The sequence below is a fragment of the Thalassospira sp. ER-Se-21-Dark genome (assembly GCF_017922435.1).
Lineage (GTDB): Bacteria > Pseudomonadota > Alphaproteobacteria > Rhodospirillales > Thalassospiraceae > Thalassospira.
On sequence record NZ_VDEZ01000002.1, the window covers coordinates 332650 to 351475 of the forward strand.

The 18826-nt window shown below is 55.2% G+C and carries 18 protein-coding genes; 7 read left to right on the forward strand and 11 right to left on the reverse strand.

All coding sequences use genetic code 11. The features are described 5' to 3' along the window. Positions 1 to 83: 83 nt before the first annotated feature. Both FHI25_RS09150 and FHI25_RS09155 read right to left on the reverse strand, forming a co-directional pair. Positions 84 to 1784, reverse strand: a complete 1701-nt coding sequence (locus FHI25_RS09150; RefSeq protein WP_064790433.1) for a cache domain-containing protein — start codon at positions 1782 to 1784, stop codon at positions 84 to 86. A gap of 299 nt (positions 1785 to 2083) precedes the next feature. After that, positions 2084 to 2782, reverse strand: a complete 699-nt coding sequence (locus FHI25_RS09155; protein ID WP_210517023.1) for an alpha/beta fold hydrolase — start codon at positions 2780 to 2782, stop codon at positions 2084 to 2086. A gap of 540 nt (positions 2783 to 3322) precedes the next feature. Between FHI25_RS09155 and FHI25_RS09160 the strand changes: the two genes are divergently transcribed. Then, entirely contained in the window at positions 3323 to 4660 is a 1338-nt protein-coding gene (locus FHI25_RS09160; RefSeq protein ID WP_210517025.1) for an MATE family efflux transporter, read from the forward strand. Positions 4661 to 4773: 113 nt separating this feature from the next. On the opposite strand, the gene FHI25_RS09165 is transcribed toward FHI25_RS09160, so the two are convergent. Next, the gene (locus FHI25_RS09165; protein ID WP_008891470.1) at positions 4774 to 5253 is read right to left on the reverse strand and encodes an Lrp/AsnC family transcriptional regulator; all 480 of its coding nucleotides are present in this window, start codon (positions 5251 to 5253) and stop codon (positions 4774 to 4776) included. A 473-nt stretch (positions 5254 to 5726) separates the two neighbouring features. Here FHI25_RS09165 and FHI25_RS09170 point away from each other — a divergent pair, with 473 nt between their 5' ends. Further along, on the forward strand, positions 5727 to 6227 hold the full coding sequence (locus FHI25_RS09170) for a GNAT family N-acetyltransferase (protein ID WP_063087257.1): 501 nt from the start codon (positions 5727 to 5729) through the stop codon (positions 6225 to 6227). Positions 6228 to 6231: 4 nt separating this feature from the next. Further along, entirely contained in the window at positions 6232 to 6678 is a 447-nt protein-coding gene (locus FHI25_RS09175) for an Rrf2 family transcriptional regulator (RefSeq protein WP_008891472.1), read from the forward strand. Positions 6679 to 6769: 91 nt separating this feature from the next. On the opposite strand, the gene FHI25_RS09180 is transcribed toward FHI25_RS09175, so the two are convergent. Beyond that, positions 6770 to 8644 (reverse strand): DEAD/DEAH box helicase, encoded by a 1875-nt coding sequence (locus tag FHI25_RS09180; RefSeq protein ID WP_210517027.1) that lies wholly within the window; start codon positions 8642 to 8644, stop codon positions 6770 to 6772. Positions 8645 to 8855: 211 nt separating this feature from the next. Between FHI25_RS09180 and FHI25_RS09185 the strand changes: the two genes are divergently transcribed. Together FHI25_RS09185 and FHI25_RS09190 are read left to right on the forward strand one after the other, a co-directional pair. Then, positions 8856 to 9416 carry a hydrolase gene (locus FHI25_RS09185; RefSeq protein WP_210518245.1) on the forward strand — a complete coding sequence of 187 codons (561 nt, stop codon included), beginning with the start codon at positions 8856 to 8858 and terminating at the stop codon, positions 9414 to 9416. Then, positions 9413 to 10174: an alpha/beta hydrolase gene (locus FHI25_RS09190; RefSeq protein ID WP_210517029.1), complete on the forward strand. Its 762-nt coding sequence runs from the start codon at positions 9413 to 9415 to the stop codon at positions 10172 to 10174. Before FHI25_RS09185 ends, FHI25_RS09190 begins: the two co-directional genes overlap by 4 nt. Here the strand turns inward: FHI25_RS09190 and FHI25_RS09195 are convergent. After that, positions 10171 to 10770 carry a hypothetical protein gene (locus tag FHI25_RS09195; RefSeq protein WP_210517031.1) on the reverse strand — a complete coding sequence of 200 codons (600 nt, stop codon included), beginning with the start codon at positions 10768 to 10770 and terminating at the stop codon, positions 10171 to 10173. The two genes, FHI25_RS09190 and FHI25_RS09195, sit on opposite strands and share 4 nt — an antisense overlap. Before the next feature lie 154 nt (positions 10771 to 10924). Continuing rightward, positions 10925 to 12907, reverse strand: coding sequence for a DNA topoisomerase IV subunit B (parE, locus tag FHI25_RS09200; RefSeq protein ID WP_210517033.1), 1983 nt, complete (start codon positions 12905 to 12907; stop codon positions 10925 to 10927). Positions 12908 to 13202: 295 nt separating this feature from the next. Here parE and FHI25_RS09205 point away from each other — a divergent pair, with 295 nt between their 5' ends. Then, positions 13203 to 13628 carry an acyl-CoA thioesterase gene (locus FHI25_RS09205; RefSeq protein WP_008891479.1) on the forward strand — a complete coding sequence of 142 codons (426 nt, stop codon included), beginning with the start codon at positions 13203 to 13205 and terminating at the stop codon, positions 13626 to 13628. A gap of 32 nt (positions 13629 to 13660) precedes the next feature. Continuing rightward, positions 13661 to 14080 carry a hypothetical protein gene (locus FHI25_RS09210; protein ID WP_210517035.1) on the forward strand — a complete coding sequence of 140 codons (420 nt, stop codon included), beginning with the start codon at positions 13661 to 13663 and terminating at the stop codon, positions 14078 to 14080. A gap of 57 nt (positions 14081 to 14137) precedes the next feature. Here FHI25_RS09210 and FHI25_RS09215 read toward each other — a convergent pair whose 3' ends face one another. Genes FHI25_RS09215 through FHI25_RS09235 form a run of 5 tightly spaced genes read right to left on the reverse strand, consistent with a single transcriptional unit; the run spans position 14138 to position 18813 of the window. Continuing rightward, on the reverse strand, positions 14138 to 15187 hold the full coding sequence (locus FHI25_RS09215) for a membrane dipeptidase (protein ID WP_210517037.1): 1050 nt from the start codon (positions 15185 to 15187) through the stop codon (positions 14138 to 14140). Positions 15188 to 15198: 11 nt separating this feature from the next. Further along, a complete protein-coding gene (locus tag FHI25_RS09220) occupies positions 15199 to 15963 on the reverse strand; it encodes an ABC transporter ATP-binding protein (RefSeq protein WP_008891482.1) in 765 nt (254 codons plus the stop codon). 11 nt (positions 15964 to 15974) lie between these two features. Next, positions 15975 to 16817, reverse strand: coding sequence for an ABC transporter ATP-binding protein (locus FHI25_RS09225; protein WP_064780729.1), 843 nt, complete (start codon positions 16815 to 16817; stop codon positions 15975 to 15977). Between the two features lie 2 nt (positions 16818 to 16819). Beyond that, positions 16820 to 17743, reverse strand: coding sequence for a nickel transporter permease (gene nikC / locus FHI25_RS09230; protein WP_210517039.1), 924 nt, complete (start codon positions 17741 to 17743; stop codon positions 16820 to 16822). A 2-nt stretch (positions 17744 to 17745) separates the two neighbouring features. Then, on the reverse strand, positions 17746 to 18813 hold the full coding sequence (locus FHI25_RS09235; protein WP_083952752.1) for an ABC transporter permease: 1068 nt from the start codon (positions 18811 to 18813) through the stop codon (positions 17746 to 17748). Between the last annotated feature and the right edge of the window lie 13 nt (positions 18814 to 18826).

Genomic DNA, 18826 nt, shown 5'->3' on the forward strand with positions numbered 1-18826 from the left:
TACAGTTTGTAAGGTTTTGAGCAATCAAAAAAGGCTAGGACAAAATGTCCTAGCCTTTCGGGTGGTTTTGCTTTCGATACGGATCAGTCGGTTGCGCGTTTGCGCAGATCGGCAAGGAAGTGTTCAACCGCCTCATCAAGCGACCTTGCTTCGTCGACCAGTTTTTCGGCCGACTGGGCCAACTGGCTGGTGCCAGACGATACGCGACCGGCATTTTCGTTGACGGTCTCGATCCGTTGGGAGACTTCGCTGGTGCCGTCTGCGGCCTGCTGAACGTTACGCGAAATCTCGCCAATGGCGGCGTGCTGTTCTTCGACGGCAGCCGCAATCGCGGTCGAGCTATCGGCGACCTGTGCGATGGTTTCGGAAATCAGACGGATCGCCTCAACCGCTTCGCCGGTTTCATTCTGAACCGAGAGGATCTGCTGGTTGATTTCCTCGGTCGCCTTGGCGGTCTGGTTGGCAAGGTTCTTGACCTCGCTTGCGACCACGGCAAAGCCTTTGCCGGCATCACCGGCACGTGCGGCCTCGATGGTGGCGTTAAGGGCCAGCAGGTTGGTCTGTTCGGCGATATCACCGATCAGCTTGGCAACATCGCCAATCTTCTGGGCGGCATCGGCCAAACCAGTAACGGTCTGATTCGTGCGGGTGGCCTGTTCGTTGGCCTGATTGGCGATTTCTGCGGAATGGGAGATCTGTTGGGCGATCTCATCGGAGGATGCGGTCAGTTCCTCTGTCGCGGCAGACACAGTCTGAACGTTGGTCGAGGTCTGGGTTGTTGCAGATGCCACAGCCGCAGAGAGAGAACTGTTGGTGTTGCTGGCTTCTTCCATCGAGGACGTGGCTTTTTTCATCTCGGTGATCGAGCCCGAGATCGAACGGATCAAGCCTTTGACACGCGATTCAAGGCTGTCGGCCATATCGGTGATGTCCTGACGGCGTTGCTTGTCGGCCTGTGCCTCAAGCTCTTGCTGGCGGGTTTGCAGCTTCTGGTTTTCAAGCGCTTGCTGGCGGAAGGCAACCACAGTGCGGGCCATGTCCCCAACTTCGTCACCGCGGTCCTGACCTTCGATCTCGCCTTCAAGTTTGCCACTGGCAATTTCGGTCATGCGGCTTGAAAGCTTGCTTAGTCCGACTGTGATGTTGCGGCCAATTGCAAAGGAAACGGCCAGCATGATCGCGATGACAATCGCGATGACGACCAGAACGAAAATCGCCTGTTCCCAGAAAGCCGCATCGACATCATCAATATAGATGCCGGTGCCGATGACGTCGCCCCAGGGCAGGGTCGCGGCAAAGGACTGTTTTTCAAAAAGGTCTTCTTCGGGGTGGCCTGGCTTTGGCCACAGATAGGTGAAGTACCCACCCGCCGGTGCCTTGGCGACGTCCAGCATGTTCTGAATGATGAAGGAGCCACTCGGGTCCTGAAGCTTGCTTAGGTCCTTGCCGACAAGGGCGGGGTTGGCCGCATGCATCATGTTGACGCCCTTGCTGTCGTAGGCAAAGAAGTAACCTGTGCCATCGTCGAACTTGGATGCCGCAGCAACCCGGTAAAATTCGGTTACGGCTTCTTCCTGACTGAGGTCGCCGCTATCGACCAGATCCTGATAGGACTGCGCGGCGGTCACAAGCATTGTGGTTGTGGCTTTAACCTTGTCCTTGCGGTCCTCAAGCAAGGCTTCCCGCAATGCAAAAAGTTCCAGCGCCGAGATTACAAGCAGTGCAACCAGTGACAGCAAGGTCAGGCTCGCAACCTTCTTGCTGATCTTGATGTTTTGTAACATGTGATCTGTACCCGTGTATGTTGCCATTTCAGCAGCGATGTCAGGGGGATGGCACCCTTCCTTACCCCTTGATGCGCGTATATTTTAAAACAGTTACCTGTCGAAAAGTATAGTAATATTTATCCCTTTTGAGGAAATTCACTAATCAAAAGTTGTGACTGTTGCGGTGCGGCAACACGGACCTGCGCAGACGCAGACAAGCGGCGTTGCACAGGGGGCGGTCAGGAATCAAAAAAGGACATCTGCGATTATTGCAGATGTCCTTTTTAAATGTCTTGCGACGGATCAAACTCGTGGGGTCAGGCAAGTACCTTTGTCAAAAATCCTGCGGCAATGCCAAGGCCTTCTTCGTCAATGCCATGTTGCAGACCGGGCCTTTCATGAAGGCTGACTTCAATGCCATTGGCAGCAAGCGTTTCCTTGGCAAGACGCGATGCCTCGATCGGTACGACAGGATCGGCGGTACCATGGACAAGCACCATTGGCGGACGGGACTTGATTTCAGCACCAAACGTCTGTTCGCCCAGCAATGCACCTGAAAAGCCGACAACGCCGGCAATTTCGTGATCACGTCGGGGGGCAGTTTGCAGGGACATCATGGTTCCTTGCGAAAAGCCGACCAGTGCGACCTTATCCGCAGACACGCCATGGGTTTCCATGACGTGATCGATGAAGTCATCGACATAGGCAGCACTTTTGCGTGCGCCTTCGGCCATGGCAGCAAGCGCGCCAGACATGGTTTCCGGTGCACGACGCAGGAATTCTGGATCATATTCGGCCAGACTGAACCACTGGCGTCCGAACGGCGACATTTCGCACGGGAAGGGCGCGTTTGGTGAATAAAAGGTGGTGTCGGGCAGGGCGCGTGCCAGATGCGGCGCCAAACCGATCAGGTCATTTCCATCCGCGCCATAGCCATGCAGAAAGATAACAACGCTTTTGGTGGTGCCCGAGGCAGCCGGTTTGGCCGGACCAGATAACAATGTGTCGGTGCTCATGCGTGCTTTCCTGAATTTCCCTTTGCACCTGCTTAGCAATGCAGTCGACTGACCACCAGCATTTTTTGTCACAAAACCAAAGGTTCCCGGACTGCCGTGATTACAGGAAACCCACAAGCCGTCATGGCCTGTGGATAACTTTGTGGATGGAAAAGCAGGTTTGGGGAAAATTATCCTGTAAAATGTCAAAAACAGCAGTTTTGGTCTTGAGTGCTTATTCCTCAGTATAGATTTTTTGATTTTTCTAATTTAAAAGATACAGATGTTCTGTAGTTAATTTTAGTAAATAAAAACAAATAGTTATTTGATTTCCCTGTTTTTGATGTTTGGACGTCCTGTGGCAGGCAGCCGATTACGGAGTCCGATTTGCGAAGACAATTCGCGCACAAGCTGCATGAGGCGGGACAAAAAGTTAACGATGTGGATTTTTTGGACAGCCGGTCATTAAAAGGTGCCTTTTGCCGCCTGGTAATCTGTGCCACAAGAATTCTTCCGGTTCGCCCGGATGCCCCACAGCATGATCCATAGACCGAGGTCCAAATGAACCGCACGCGCCGCTGGTTCGGCAAGGGTGATCGACGCGTTCTGGCGCTGACCCTGCCGATTATTCTTTCCAATGCGACTGTTCCGTTGCTTGGCGCGGTCGATACGGCTGTGGTCGGACATCTCGATAGCCCGCATTATATCGGGGCGGTTGCGGTTGGCGCGCTTATTTTTTCCTACGTGTTCTGGAGCTTTGGCTTTTTGCGCATGGCCACCACGGGGCTTGCGGCACAAGCCTATGGACGTCGCGATCCAAATGGCGTGCGTGCGGTATTTGCCCGCGCGGCCCTGATTGCGGTGGTTGCCGGTTTGGCGGTGATGGTGTTGCAATGGCCGATCATTGAACTGGCGATGAGCCTGATTGCGCCGACACCGGCGGTCGAGGCCGCCGCACGCGATTATTTCCATGTCCGGATCTGGGCGTCGCCTGCGACGCTGATGCAATATTGCATGCTGGGCTGGTTGCTGGCCATGCGTGACAGCCGGGCAGTGTTTATTTTTCAGGTGGCCCTAAATTCGCTGAACATCATCCTTGATATCCTGTTTGTGCAAGGGTTCGGTTGGGATGTGCGCGGGGTGGCTGGTGCCACGGTGATTGCCGATTATTCGGGTGTGGTGTTGGGCTGGTTCCTGATGCAGCCGCATCTGAAAAGACTGGGTGGGACCTGGCGCGGGATTGGTCTTTTTGATCGCGCGCAGATGGCCCGGCTGATGAAGATTAATGGCGATATCTTTATCCGCACCATGGCGCTGACATCAGCGTTTGCACTGTTTACCAGTTTCTCCGCCCGGTTTGGCGAGGTGACGCTTGCCGCCAATGCGGTTTTGCAAAACTTCCTGATGTTTGGGTCATTTGCCCTTGATGGTTTTGCCCATGCGGCAGAAACCCTTGTCGGGCAGGCCTATGGCGCGGAAAAGCGCAAGCAGTTCCTGTGGGCGGTGCGCAAGACAACCGTTTGGGGGATTGTTTCAGCCGTGGTGATGGCAGCCCTGTTTGCCGCATCGGGACCGTGGATCATTGATGCCCTGACCAGCATTCCCGAGGTCCGCAGCGCATCCTATGAATATCTGATGTGGGCGGTGGTATTGCCGATTACCGGGGTCTTGGGCTTTCAGTTTGACGGGGTGTTTCTGGGCGCGATGCAAACCAAGCATTGGCGCAACATGATGTTGCTGTCAGTCGCGATCTATGCCGGTTTTGCCTGGTGGGCCGTGGTGATGGGCAGCAACCATTTTCTTTGGGCTGCGTTTAACGGCTTCTTCCTGCTGCGCGGGCTGACACTGGCGGTGCTGTTCCCGACGATCATTCCCAAGCAGCGTCAGGCGGTGGCGTAGAGCGCTATTTCAGGTTCGGCACTTGCTGATAGAGGTCCTCGCCTTCGCGGGGATGACGGTGGCAGATTGGCTTGTTTCGCTGTCACATCGCGATGGCAGGCATTGATCCGATATTAGTCAGCGTCAGCAACCGGCAGGGTGGTGCTGTTTTTGACTTCGTGCAACGTAAAGCTTGATTTCATGTTGGCGACGCCGGGCAACTTCATCATGACTTCGGACAGGAAGCGCTGATAGGCTGCCGGGTCTGGCACAACGATGCGCATCATATAATCCTGATTGCCGACCATGGCATAGCAATCAACGATTTCCGGGTGTTCCTGCACGGCCGTTTCAAAGCGGCGCAGCGACGGTTCGTCATGCTGGGTCAGCGATACGGTGACGAAGACATTCACACCGAGGCGAAGATGGGCCGGGTCCAGCAGGGCGACATATTTGCGGATGACGCCACTTTCCTCGAGCTTGCGCAGACGCCGCAGGCAGGGGGAAACGGACAGGCCGACCTTGTCAGCCAGTTCGACCATGGAGATTCGACCGTCTTCCTGAATTTCACGAAGAATTTTGCGATCAATTGCGTCGAAACCGTTGCGCGCCATAGCGTGCCACACTCCTTTGGACGATAAGATAACGGGCTGAAATTCGCCCGGAGAACCGTACTTTCGGAAGGGTGGATTTTGCCAAATTCCCGACCGGGCGTACATAATTTCTGCTGCGCGATAAGCCATGACTTCGCGTTTCTGTCAATCTTTGCGTCGCCAAACGATGCAATTTTTACGTCTAAATCCTGTATATGATCGCAATGCGGTGCAACAGATCTTAACCGCATGATGCATGCCAAAGACTTGCAACAGGCAAGCAATGCAAGTATGACCTTCAATTCCTTGGAACGCCTGCAGTTGTGAGCATCTGCAGCGGAAGTTATCGTTGCCGTGTGCCATCCGGGCAGTGTAGTATAATCGTACCAATTTACTTATTTCGATTGTGATTATTCTCCTGCCGGGAGCCCGGGGGAGGTTGGCACTGTCTGACACTCGTCTGACATTGGCAGCCGATATACTGAAAGGCACGTATGGTGGACGCTGCGCAAAACACGCCGGGATATAACCTGGTTACAATTGGCGAGCATAAAATCAATATTCGTCCGGCGGTTCAGGCAGATCTCGCCAATGTTGTCGATCTTGATGACCGGACCACGGGACTGCGCAAGCCGGATTATTGGGACGATCTGTTTACCCGCTATGGCAACCGCAAGGATTCCCGTTTTTTCCTGATTGCCGAAGAAAACGGCACGCTTCTGGGTTGCATTTTTGGTGAAGTCCGGTCGTGGGAATTCAATTCCGTGCCGTGCGGCTGGGTTGGCACCGTTAGTGTCGAACCGGACCTGCGCATGGGCGGGATCGGTACCATCCTTTATAACGAAATCTGCCGCTGTTTCCGCAAGGCCGGGGTGACCAAAATCCGGACCATGATCCCGCGCGATGCAACCGACTTGATGTCGTTCTTCCGCGCGCAGGGCATGATGGCCGGGCCGTTCATCCAGCTGGAAACAGATATGGAAGAGGGGGAATAAGCCGATGATGTCCTTGCAAAAGGCGACGCTGTTTGCCCTCTATGCCGTGCTGGAACTGGCCGAAGATACCGACCGCCAGCTTTCGGCATCGGAAATTGCCGAACGTTACAATATTTCGACCAACCATCTGGCAAAGGTCCTGCGTGATCTGGGCCGGGCGGGGCTGGTTGAATCGGTCCGTGGTGCGGGTGGCGGTTATCGTTTCTGCGGCAATGCCAAGCGCACGACACTTTTGGATGTTGTGCAGTTGTTTGAAGAGGTCGGCACAAGCCCGTCCAACAGCATTGTGCAGAATACCAATGCCGGTGCGGCGCTTTCGATGGTGATGGATGAGATCGAAGAGATCACCCATGCCACATTGCTGTCGATCACGATCGAGACGATGCTGAAACTGATGCGCAAACGTCGCCCGGAAAAACCGACATCTACCGGATTGTTCCGCGCGGTTTAACGCACAGATCCAGGCACAAATACCTACCATATACACAAAAGGCCGTCAGATTGCTCTGACGGCCTTTTTGATTTTCGAACGCGCGGCGGGCTTAGCTCTCGCTTTCTGCCGGGGCCGGTTCTGCTGATGCCTGGGCGGTATCCGCAGCCTTGTCAGCCGTTTCTGCCTTTGGGGCAGCCTTCTTGCGCGGACGGCGCGGTGCGCGTTTTTTGACTTCCTTGGCCGGTGCGGCGTCAGACTTTGCGTCGCTTGCGGTTTCAGCCGGTGCCTCGGTTGCTACTGGTGCAGCATCCTCTGCCGGTGCTTCGTCGCTGGCCTTTTTGGTCGAACGGCGCGGCTTTCTGGCCGACGTTGATTTCGACTTTTCAGCAGCAGGCTTGCGCTTGGCCGTGGTGGTCTTTTTCGGTGCTTCTTCTTCGTCGTCAGAAGGCTTTTTGCCAAGGCTTGAGGCCGGCACTTCGGTCAGAAGGAAGCTTGGAACGTGATCGCCAAAGCCGATGACTGTTTTGTCATCGCGGTCGTCACGGTCACGGCGATTGTTGCGGTTGTTACGGTCATTCCGATCATTGCGATCGTTTCGATCATTACGCTCGGTCCGATCCGGCCGCTCAGCGCGGTTGCGATCAGTATTGCCCGCGTTGTTGCGCGCGTCGCGTGCCGGTGCCTTGGGGGCATCGGCGTCGTTTTGCGGTTGCGCGTCGGATTTGGCCGGTGACGGGGTGTCAGCAACCGCTTCCTTTTTATCCGATCTTGCCGGACGGGCGGGTTTGTCGTCACGCGTATTGGTGGGCTTGCGGCTTTTCTTGTTGCGACGCTTCTTGCCGGTAAAGTCCAGCTCCAGCGTCTCGATGCCTTCAAGTTCGGTCAGCGGGATGTCCATATTGATGGACTTGTTGATCGCAGCAACAAGTTTGCCATCCTCTGGAACGGCCAGGGTAAAGGCCTTGCCATCACGGCCTGCGCGACCGGTACGACCGGTACGGTGGACATAATCCTCGGCATTGAACGGCACGTCAAAGTTAAAGACGTGCGAAACATCGGCGACGTCAATACCGCGTGCGGCCACGTCCGAGCAGACGAGCAAGGTGATCTCGCCAGTTTTGAACTTTGCCAGCGTTTCGGTACGTTCGCTTTGCGCCAGATCCCCATGCATGCGACCGGCATTGAAGCCGTGCTTGGTCAGCGATTTATAGAGAATGTCGACGTCTTTTTTGCGGTTACAGAACACAAAGGCGTTGCGGACATCTTCGGCGCGGATCAGGCGACGTAGGGCTTCGCGCTTGTCGAAATCATCCAGGACAAGGAGCTTGTGTTCAACCGTGGTTGCCATCGTCGAAGGTGGCGATACGGTGATTTCCTTGGGATTGGACAGGAACTTGTCGGCAAGGCGTTTGATTTCCTTGGGCATGGTCGCCGAGAAGAAAAGCGTCTGACGCTGCTTGGGCAGCATGTTGACGATCTTTTCGATGTCGGGGATGAAGCCCATGTCGAGCATGCGGTCGGCTTCGTCGATCACAAGCAGTTTGCAATCAGACAACAGCAGCTTGCCGCGCTCAAACGTATCAATCAGGCGGCCCGGGGTCGCGATGATGACATCGGCACCTTTTTCAAGGACCTTACCTTGCTCGGCAGCAGATTCGCCACCAATAATTAACGCCTTGGACAGCGAGATATATTTGCCATAGGTGTCAAAGTTTGCAGCAACCTGGGTGGCCAGTTCGCGGGTCGGCTCCAGAATGATGGAACGCGGCATCCGCATGCGGGCCCGACCATGATGGAGAATATCAAGCATCGGCAGGGTGAAGCTGGCCGTTTTGCCCGTACCCGTTTGCGCACAGCCCAGAATGTCACGTGCCATCAGCACCGACGGAATAGCTTGGGCCTGGATCGGGGTTGGGGTGTCGTAGCCGGCGTCTGCGACGGCTTTGAGGATATCTTCGCTCAGACCGAGATCGGCGAAATTCATATGGTTCGTTTTCCCGCAAAGAAATGCGTTAAGGTTAAGCGGATCGCTAGAAATCTGATTGCGTCGTAAAGCCAACCCTTAATTAAGTCAAGAAAAACGCCGCTTAATTGCCTTGGAAAACCCATTCGGCAGGCTTTGAGAGGCTTGTTTGCAACAATTTGACAGCGTAATCTGCCACAACAGCTCATACTCGGGGAGAAAAACAGTGCTGATGGACGCAACCCGTTCAAGTTTGCTGATAATCGACGTTCAGGAAAAACTCTATCCGGCCTGTCTGGAACCGGATCAGATCATCGCCAATTGCTGTTTTCTGATCAAATGCGCCAATCGCCTTGAGGTGCCGGTGATCGTTACCGAACAGTATCCCAAGGGTCTTGGGCATACGGCCAAACCGATTGTCGATCTGCTTGAAAAGCCGGGTGATGCTGCTGAGGGCGGCAATGTCGTTTCCAAGGTGGCATTTTCCGCCGTTCCGGCCAATGGCTTTATCGAGAAGATGGAAGAAAATCAGGGTCGTGATCAGGTGGTGGTTGCGGGCATGGAAACCCATGTCTGTGTGCTGCAAACGGTGATGGACCTGATCGAACGCGGTCGGGAGGTCTATGTCGTCTCCGATGCGGTGACATCGCGCAGCCAGCATGACAAGATTTTCGGTCTTGAGCGCATGCGCGATGCTGGCGCCAAAATCGTAACCCGCGAAAGTGTGATGTTTGAATGGCTGCGGGTGGCAGGCACGCCGGAGTTCAAGGAACTGAGCGCGCTGATTAAATGAGTTCGATCTCAAAGAAAGACACCGGGCACGCCGATGGTGATGGCGTGCCCGGTGTGTTTTTGTCAGGCATGCTGGCCGATCAGCGTATGTGGCATCCCGCAGTTGCCGCATATGACGAACTTGACGATCCGGCCAAGCCCGCACTTAAGCCGGTATTCTGTGAATTGTTTGATCAGGATACGGTTGCAGATATGGCGCGTGCGGTTCTGGAAACTGCGCCGGATCGCTTTGCGCTGGTGGGGATGTCGATGGGCGGGTATGCCGCGTTTGAAATCCTGCGTCAGGCCCCGGAACGTGTCAGTCACCTGATGCTGGTCAATACAAGGGCAACGGCCGACAGTGAGGCGGTTCGACGTCGACGGTTGTTGCTGTCGCGCATTGTCGCGGGCAAAACGCCGTTTGTCGCGGTCAATGACGGCATGCTTGATGAGATGCTACATCCCGATAACCGCAATGATGGTGGGTTGGTTTCCCTGTTGACCGCAATGGGTGACGCATGCGGGGGAGGCGTGTTTGAACGCCAAAATCATGCGGTTGCGACCCGCCCGGACAGCATGACGGATCTTTGCAATATTGCCGTGCCATGCAGCGTTGTTGTCGGTACGCATGACCGGATAATAAGTCCTGAAAGTCACCGGGAGATGGCCGATGCCATTCCCGCTGCGACTTATCAGGAAGTTTCCGGTGCCGGCCATTATGTACCACTTGAACAGCCCGTTGAGTTTGCCTGGTCACTGGCAGGACTTTTGGTGCGTTAGCAGCTTGGCAAGAACGGGCTGCAATACCGGTCATCATTATTGCGCAGGTGACGCGGGAAGAGCTGATAATTGACCGTGTCAGCGTTGTTTTCGACCTGTTCGGCAAACTGGGCCGCATTGAAGTGTGCGCGGGTTTCCGAAATGATTTTATCCCCGACACAGAAGCCGAAACGGACGGTGACGCGATCACTTGTCTCATCTATGGGCAGAGATTTTGGGTCCGTGCAGAGCTTGCCCCGCATGGTGGATTGTTCCGGATTGACGACGGCAACCATACGGTTTTCCGGCTTGATGGTTTCCCCATCTGCAATGTCGGCCGGATCGGTAACAAAGCGCAGGCGCGGCGGGTAGCCATGGTTTGACATGGCCGCACTCCAGAAGTCATCGGTGAAGGTGTTATTGGCATCAGTGATTTCAAGCATCATCACACGACTTGGCGCACCGGCTGTCCGGAAGCTGTCGACTTCGGTGACCTCATAATGGGCACGTTCGATCATGGCGATGTTGCAACCGGCAAGCGCAAGCAGACCACTTGCAGCAACAGCGATTGAAAACGGGCGTGTCAATTTCGACAGTCGCGGTGCGGGCGCAGACATGGCTTTCATCCTTTCAGGCTTGCTGAGACCAAAGAACCTATCCCTAGATATTGTCGGAAAATTGCCAAAGTCACGCGGTTGCGCCGATTTTTAAGGGCAGAAAACAAAAAACCCGGCACAAATGCCGGGTTTTGTTGGCGTTTCGAGAGGCCAATCAGACGTCGATATCCTCGACGAAGCGGGCATGTTCCTGAATGAACTGGAAACGCAGCTCCGGCTTTTTGCCCATCAGGCGGGTCACAAGATCCTTGGTCTGTCCGCGGGCATCCGGTTCGGCTGCATCGGGCAGGGTAACACGCAGAAGGGTGCGTTTCTTGTGGGCCATGGTGGTTTCGCGCAGCTGTTGCGGCGGCATTTCACCCAGACCCTTGAATCGGGAAATCTCGACCTTGTTCGGGTTCTTGAACTCGGTTTCAAGGATGACTTCCTTTTCGGCATCATCCATGGCGTAGATTGACTTGCCACCTTGGGTCAGGCGGTAAAGCGGCGGCATCGCCAGATACAGATGGCCGTTTTCGATCAGGCCAGGCATTTCCTGATAGAAGAAGGTCATCAGAAGGGATGCGATATGTGCACCATCGACGTCAGCATCGGTCATGATGATGATGCGTTCATAGCGTAGATCACCCAGCCGGAAATCAGACCCCGAACCGCAGCCAAAGGCTTCGATCATGTCCTTGATTTCCTGATTGGCCATCATCTTTTCATAGGTCGCCGATGCGACGTTCAGGATCTTGCCGCGCAGCGGCAGCACGGCCTGCGTTTCGCGGTCACGGGCCTGTTTGGCAGAACCACCTGCAGAGTCACCCTCCACCAGGAAGATTTCAGTGCCAGCCGCGATTGAACGCGAACAGTCAGCAAGCTTGCCCGGCAGGCGCAAACGACGGGTTGCAGACTGACGCTTGGTTTCCTTTTTCTCCTTACGGCGCTGACGTTCCTCGGCGCGCAGGATGATGCGTTCAAGCAGACGCTTGGCGTTTTCGGTATCCCCGGTCAGCCAGTGGTCAAAGTGGTCACGCACCGCGGTTTCAACCAGTTTGGTTGCACCCTGGGTACCCAGCTTTTCCTTGGTTTGGCCCTGGAATTGCGGATCGGGAATAAATACTGACAGCATGATGCAGCCGCCGCCAAAGACGTCCTCGGCGGTGATGGCTGCGGCCTTTTTCTGCCCCAGCATATCGCCATAGGCCTTGATCGCCTTGGTGATGGCATAGCGGAAACCGGCTTCGTGTGTGCCGCCAAGCGGGGTCGGGACGGTGTTACAATAAGAATGGAAATAGCCTTCGCCGCTTTCAGGCCAGCCAATCGCCCATTCAACACGCCCGGCACTTTCAGAAAACTTGGCTTCGCCAGCGAACGGACGGTCTGTGACCATCTCGCGGCCATCAAGCGTCATTTCGAGGTAATCGAGAATGCCGTTCGGGAACTTCAGGACTTCCTGCTGCGGGGTCGGGTCGTCACTGGTCAGAAGGCTTGGATCAACCGACCAGCGGATTTCAACACCCTTGTAGAGATACGCCTTGGAGCGCGCCATACGGAAGATGGTCGCTGCCTTGAGCTTGGCGCGGGTGCCGAAAATCTCGGGGTCGGGTCTGAAAATAACCGTGGTGCCACGACGATTGTTGATCGCACCGCCATCCTGAAGCGGCCCCAGGGGGGTGCCCTTGGAATATTCCTGAAACACCATCTTGCGATCACGGCAGACTTCAACGCGGAATTTGTCGGTCAGTGCGTTCACCACCGACATACCGACACCGTGCAAACCGCCCGATGTCTCATAGGCCTTGCCAGAGAACTTGCCGCCCGAGTGCAAGGTGGTCAGGATCACCTCAAGGGCGGATTTGTCGGGAAATTTCGGGTGCGGGTCGGTCGGAATACCACGCCCGTTATCGCGTACCAGCACAGTGTTGTCTGGCTGCAATTCCAGTTCGATCCAGTCAGCGTGGCCAGCAACCGCTTCGTCCATCGAGTTATCGAGAATTTCCGCGACCAGATGGTGCAAAGCGGCATCATCGGTGCCGCCGATATACATACCGGGGCGTCGACGGACGGGCTCAAGGCCCTCGAGAACTTCAATATCCTTGGCGGAATAGGCTTTATCGGTGGACTGGTTTGAATCTTCAAAAAGGTCGGTCATGCCCCGGAACGCAACTTCTTTTATTGTGTTAAAACAAGGTCCAATACCGTATATCTGTTCTTCGATATTATGGTCTTGGAAGCCTCGGCGCTAAACGAGTACCATATCTTTATCGGTTCGTACCAGATGATCGGTGCGCACCGACCATAAAAATGTGTTTTTGAATCCAATGCAAGTGATGGTCGCCAGATCCGACCATAATTTTGCAGGGCTTGGACGCAGAAAACCGTGACCGGGAGGTCCAATAAAAAAATGGCGTGTCGTAACAGGCGTGCCGCCAACTGGAGTGAGCCTGATGGCGACTGAGAAAGATCAATCCCTTCTTGCGGAAAGTACGATGCCGCGCGGTGAACTTTGCACCCGAACCCTTGCCATGCCCGCCGATACCAACCCGAGTGGTGATATTTTCGGTGGTTGGCTGATGTCGCAGATGGATATCGCCGGTGGTGTGATGGCGAGCCAGGTCGCCGAAGGGCGTGTTGCGACCATCGCAGTGGACGGCATGACGTTCCATCGCCCGGTTTATGTCGGCGATACAGTTTGCGTTTATGGCGACATCGAAAAGATCGGCAATACATCGATTGTGCTGCATCTCGAATCCTGGGTGCTCCGCCGCAATCAACCGCCGCGCATCAAGGTGACCGAGGCGACATTTACCTTTGTCGCGATTGACGCCGAAGGTCGACCGCGCCCGGTACGCAAGGATGAGGCAGACGCCTAAACCCCCGCGAGATCAAATTCAGGAGCCCCGCCATGCAGAGCCGCACTGTGTCCACGCTGTTGACCCGTCTGGTTCTTGTCTGCGGGGCTTTGTTGTTTCCCGTGCTGGCCAACGCGGGCGAGGCCGATGTGGTTGCGGCCAAGGTGATCAAGACCGGCGCAGATACCTATCGGTTTGATGTGACCGTGGCGCATGACGACACGGGTTGGGATCATTACGCCAATGTCTGGCAGGTGATCGGGCCGAATGGCGCGATCATTTGGGAAAGGGTTCTGGCCCATCCGCATGTCAATGAGCAGCCCTTTACCCGGTCTCTTTCCGGTGTGACGATTCCGGCAGATATCACAGGTGTCACGGTGCGGGCAGGTGACCTGGTGCACGCATTTGGCGGTGCAGAGTTAAGGATCGAACTGCCTGTTGAGGCTGGGCAATCTGTGACGGTTTCAAATTAGATCGAAACGTCTGCCCAAGTCCCCGGGCCGAAGCCCGGGGCGGGGTGTAGCACGTTGTTACCAGCTTGCCTTGGCAACACGCATGAAGTTTTCGCCCATGATTTTATCGACGTCATCGGTCGAGTAACCAACCGAAATCAGGGCATCTGCAAGGGCAGGGAGCTTGCGCGGGTCGAACACCGCAGCCCCACCTGCGCCGGGGCCATAGCCACTGGCGGCGGGCCAATAGAAGTCCTTGTCAACGCCATCCGGGAAGTCGTTGGTGCCGGCGACCGATGGCATGGTATCAAGCCCGATGCCGACATGATCAATACCGACCAGATCAACCGCATATTTGATGTGGCGGATCATGTCGGGGACTTCCGGCGCGTTTTTGGATTTGATGAAACGCTGAAAACCGCAGATGCCGATTACGCCACCGGTATCGGCACAGGCCTTGATCTGTTCATCATCAATGCAGCGCTCATGACCACCCAATTCCTTGGGGTTGGCATGGCTGAACACGACCGGCTTGGATGAGACCCGCATGATATCGAGCGAGCTTTGCCGTCCGGTATGGGAGCAATCCATGATCATGCCGCTACCGTTCACGGCCTTGACCATTTCAACACCGAGATCGGTCAGCGGGATGTCGACATCATGACAGCCACCGGAGACCGAGTTGTTGCGGTTATAGGCAAAGTGGATCTGCTTGACGCCAAGCTTGGCAAAGACCGGCACCATTTCGGGCATGTCCTGGAGCATGACCGAGCCTTCAAGATCGAACCCTACACCCAACAGGCCCTTGGATTTGGCAATCGCCAGATCCTCGAATTTCTCGATCTGCATGTATTTGTCGGGATGGGCGGCGATCTTGGCGCGGAAGGCAGCGATCACGCGCAGGATATGGGCAATGCTGTTCATATCCATGCCGACATTGACACAGACATAGTCGATATGACCGGCAACATAGGTATCAAGCAGGTCAATCGGCGTTTTTTCATCAAGCGGAAGGCAAGCATGCGCATCCCATGTGAAAGACGGGATATGCCGACGTTGGTAGTTGGCAAGTTTGCTGTCGGCCGGGGCGAAGGGTGTTGCGAAGCTCAGTGTGGTGGCGGAAGTCATGGTGTCTCCGTTCAGTCCCAGTCGACAAAGCTGTCGACAACGGCGCGGTCATAGCCGCCGGCAGCCTTGTAAAGCTGTTGCGAATAGGGATGTTCAAGTCTGCCATCAGCCAACTGGCTTGCGGTGGCGCGTTCAACAATACGACCATGGTTCATGATGGCAATATCGTCGCACATATGGGCCACCACGGCGAGGTCGTGACTGACCATGATGTAGGTCAGACCGAGTTCCCGGCGCAAGCGCGACAGAAGATTAAGCACTTCGGCCTGAATGGACACATCAAGGGCCGAGGTCGGCTCATCAAGCAGCAAAATCTTGGGTTCAAGGATCAGGGCGCGGGCAATCGCAACACGCTGGCGCTGCCCACCGGAAAGCTGATGGGGATAGCGGAAGCGGAACGAGTTATCGAGCCCGACCTGTTCAAGGGCCTGCACCACACGGGCATCGGAATTGCCAAGCCCGTGGATATTGACCGGTTCGGTCAGGATGCGGTCAATGGTATGGCGCGGATGCAGTGATCCGAACGGGTCCTGAAACACCATCTGCACAAGGCGATAGAATGTCTTGTCGCGTGTGGGGCCGAGTTCCTTGTTGTTGACCAGTATTTCACCTTCCCAGTCATCGACAAGGCCGGTGATGGTGCGCAGCACCGTTGATTTGCCCGATCCCGATTCACCAACAAGGCCGAAGGAGCCGTTTTTCGGAACCTTGATATCGACATCCTTGAGAACGTGGTTGTCGTCAAACCAGGCATTGAGTTTGTTGATTTCAATCATGTGTCTGCCCCTTAACCTTCAGCCCAGCTTGCTTCGCGTTCAAGGATCGGCAGATCAGAATGATCGCCATCCATTTTCGGCAAGCAGTTCAAAAGTCCCTTGGTGTAGGGGTGTTTGGCTTCGTGCAGAGCTGACGCCTTGATTTCCTCGACCACGTGGCCCTGATACATGACCAGTACACGATCGCAGAAGCTTGAAACCAGTTGCAGGTCGTGACTGATGAAAATTAGCGCCATGCCACGATCGCGCACCAGATCATCAAGGATCGCCATCACCTGAAGCTGTACGGTGACATCAAGGGCCGATGTCGGTTCATCGGCAATGATCAGTTCAGGATCAGGGATCAGCATCATGGCGATCATGACGCGTTGCCCCATGCCGCCGGATACCTCATGCGGGTAGGAATTGAACACGCGCTCCGGATCGCGGATTTTAACCGCATCAAGCATATCAATCGCGCGGTGGCGGGCTTCCTTGGCGTTGACCTTATGGTGTTCGCGGTAGGCCTCGATGATTTGATCGCCAATGGTCATGACAGGGTTCAGTGAATATTTCGGGTCCTGCATGATCATGGAAATGCGCGCACCGCGTACCTTGCGCCATTGTTTGGGCGTCAGGTTTGCCAGATCGACGTCATGGAAGGTCATTTGATCGGCGGTAATTTTGCCGTTGGCCGCTGTCAGACCAAGTATGGCGCGCCCGGTCTGGGATTTACCAGACCCGGATTCGCCAACAATACCAAGCCGTTCACGACCAAGATCAAACGAGACGCCACGCACAGCATGGACATCACCCTTGGGCGTGTTGAAGGTGACTTCGAGGTTTTTGACCGACAGAAGGGTTTCATTGGACATGATCAATCGCCTCCACGCGGGTCAAGAACATCACGCAGGCCATCACCCAGTAGGTTGAAGCCCAGACTGACGATGAAAATGGCGATACCCGGGACTGTGGCAACCCACCATTGTTCAAGCAGGAACTGACGACCCTCAGAAACCATTGCTCCCCATTCCGGCATCGGTGGCTGTGCACCAAGACCAAGGAAGCCAAGACCGGCTGCAATCAGGATCATGCCCGCCATATCAAGCGTGACACGCACAACAAGCGAGCTCATGCACATTGGCATGATGTGACCGGTAATCAGGCCCAGGTTCGATGTGCCCTGAAGACGGGCGGCTTCGATGAAATCGGATTTGCGCACCGTGATGGTTTCAGCCCGTGCGATACGGGCATAAGGCGGCCATGCGGTAATCGCAATGGCAAGAATGGCGTTTTCCAAGCCCGGTCCAAGGGCGGACACAAAAGCCAGCGCCAGGATCAGTTTCGGGAAAGCCAGAAAGATATCGGTGATGCGCATCAGGGTGGCATCGATCCAGCCGCCAAAGAACCCGGCAGCTGTGCCAACCAGCAGGCCGACCGGGGCTGCAGTGATGACAACAAGGGCGACGATCAAAAGGGTGTATTGCGCACCATAGATCAGACGCGACAGAATATCGCGGCCGAGTTGATCCGTACCAAACCAGTGTTCTGCACCGGGTGGTTGGATACGATTGGCAAGGTCAGCTGCCAGCGGATCATAAGGGGCGAGAAGCGGGGCAAAGATCGTTACCAGAATAAGGCCGATCACGATCGAAAGGCCGATCATGGCAAGTTTGTTTTCGGTGAACTTGACCCAGCCAAGCCATGCACGTCCGCATTTTGCCTGCCAGCGCGATTTTGGCGTATCGGATGTCAGCCATTGTTTCAGGCCGGATTGCGAAGTGTTTGTTTGTGTTGTCATGATTATCTCCGCGCTCTGGGGTCGAGCAGGCGGTAAAGCACGTCAGAAAGCATGTTCACGCCGATAAAGACCGCACCGACCACAATCGTGCCACCGAGAACCGCGTTCATATCGGCATTGAGCAACGAGTTGGTGATGTAAAGACCAAGTCCCGGCCATGCAAAGATGATTTCGGTGAGAACCGAACCTTCGAGCAGGTTGGCGTATGACAGCGCAATCACGGTCACCAGCGGAACCATGACATTGCCAAGGGCGTGGCGCCAGATGATGCGATGTTCGGAAATGCCTTTAACCCGGGCGGTCAGGATGTATTCCTGGCTCAGCTGTTCGAGCATGAAGGAGCGGGTCATCCGTGCGATATAGGCCAACGAGAAATAAGCCAGGATCGATGCAGGTAGAACAATGTGCGAGACAGCGTTCCAGAACAGGTCCATGTCGCCTTCGATCAGAGTATCAACCAGCATCAGACCGGTGGTGGGTTCGATATAGTCGAGATAGAACGAATCAAGGCGTCCTGGACCCGCGACCCAGTCGAGCTTCATGTAAAATACCAGAAGCCCCATCAGACCCAGCCAGAAGATCGGCATGGAATAGCCAGCAAGTCCGATCACGCGAACCATGTGGTCAGGCCATTTGCCCTTGTTGATGGCGGCAAAGACGCCAGCGGGAATTCCCAGAACAACACCGATAATGGTTGCAATGGTTGCCAGTTCAAGGGTGGCCGGGAAGACACGTTTGATGTCATCGAGCACGGTATTGGATGTCAGCACTGACTGGCCGAAGTTACCCTGCAGTACGTTGGAAATATAAATAAAGAACTGCTGCCAGAGCGGCAGGTTAAGCCCCATTTCTTCCCGCACGCGGTTGTACGTGCTTTGCGATGCATGATCACCAACGGCGGCCAGCACCGGATCAATCGGCAAGACGCGACCGATCAGGAATGTGACAAGCAGCAGGCCAAAAAATGTAATGGCAAGCGAGAAAACCAGCCGCAGGAAAGTTCCCGTCGGGCCGGAAGCGAAACGGGCGCGGTTGCGCCCGTCCCGTTTTTTGCGTTTAACAGCGGACATTACGACCGTTGTC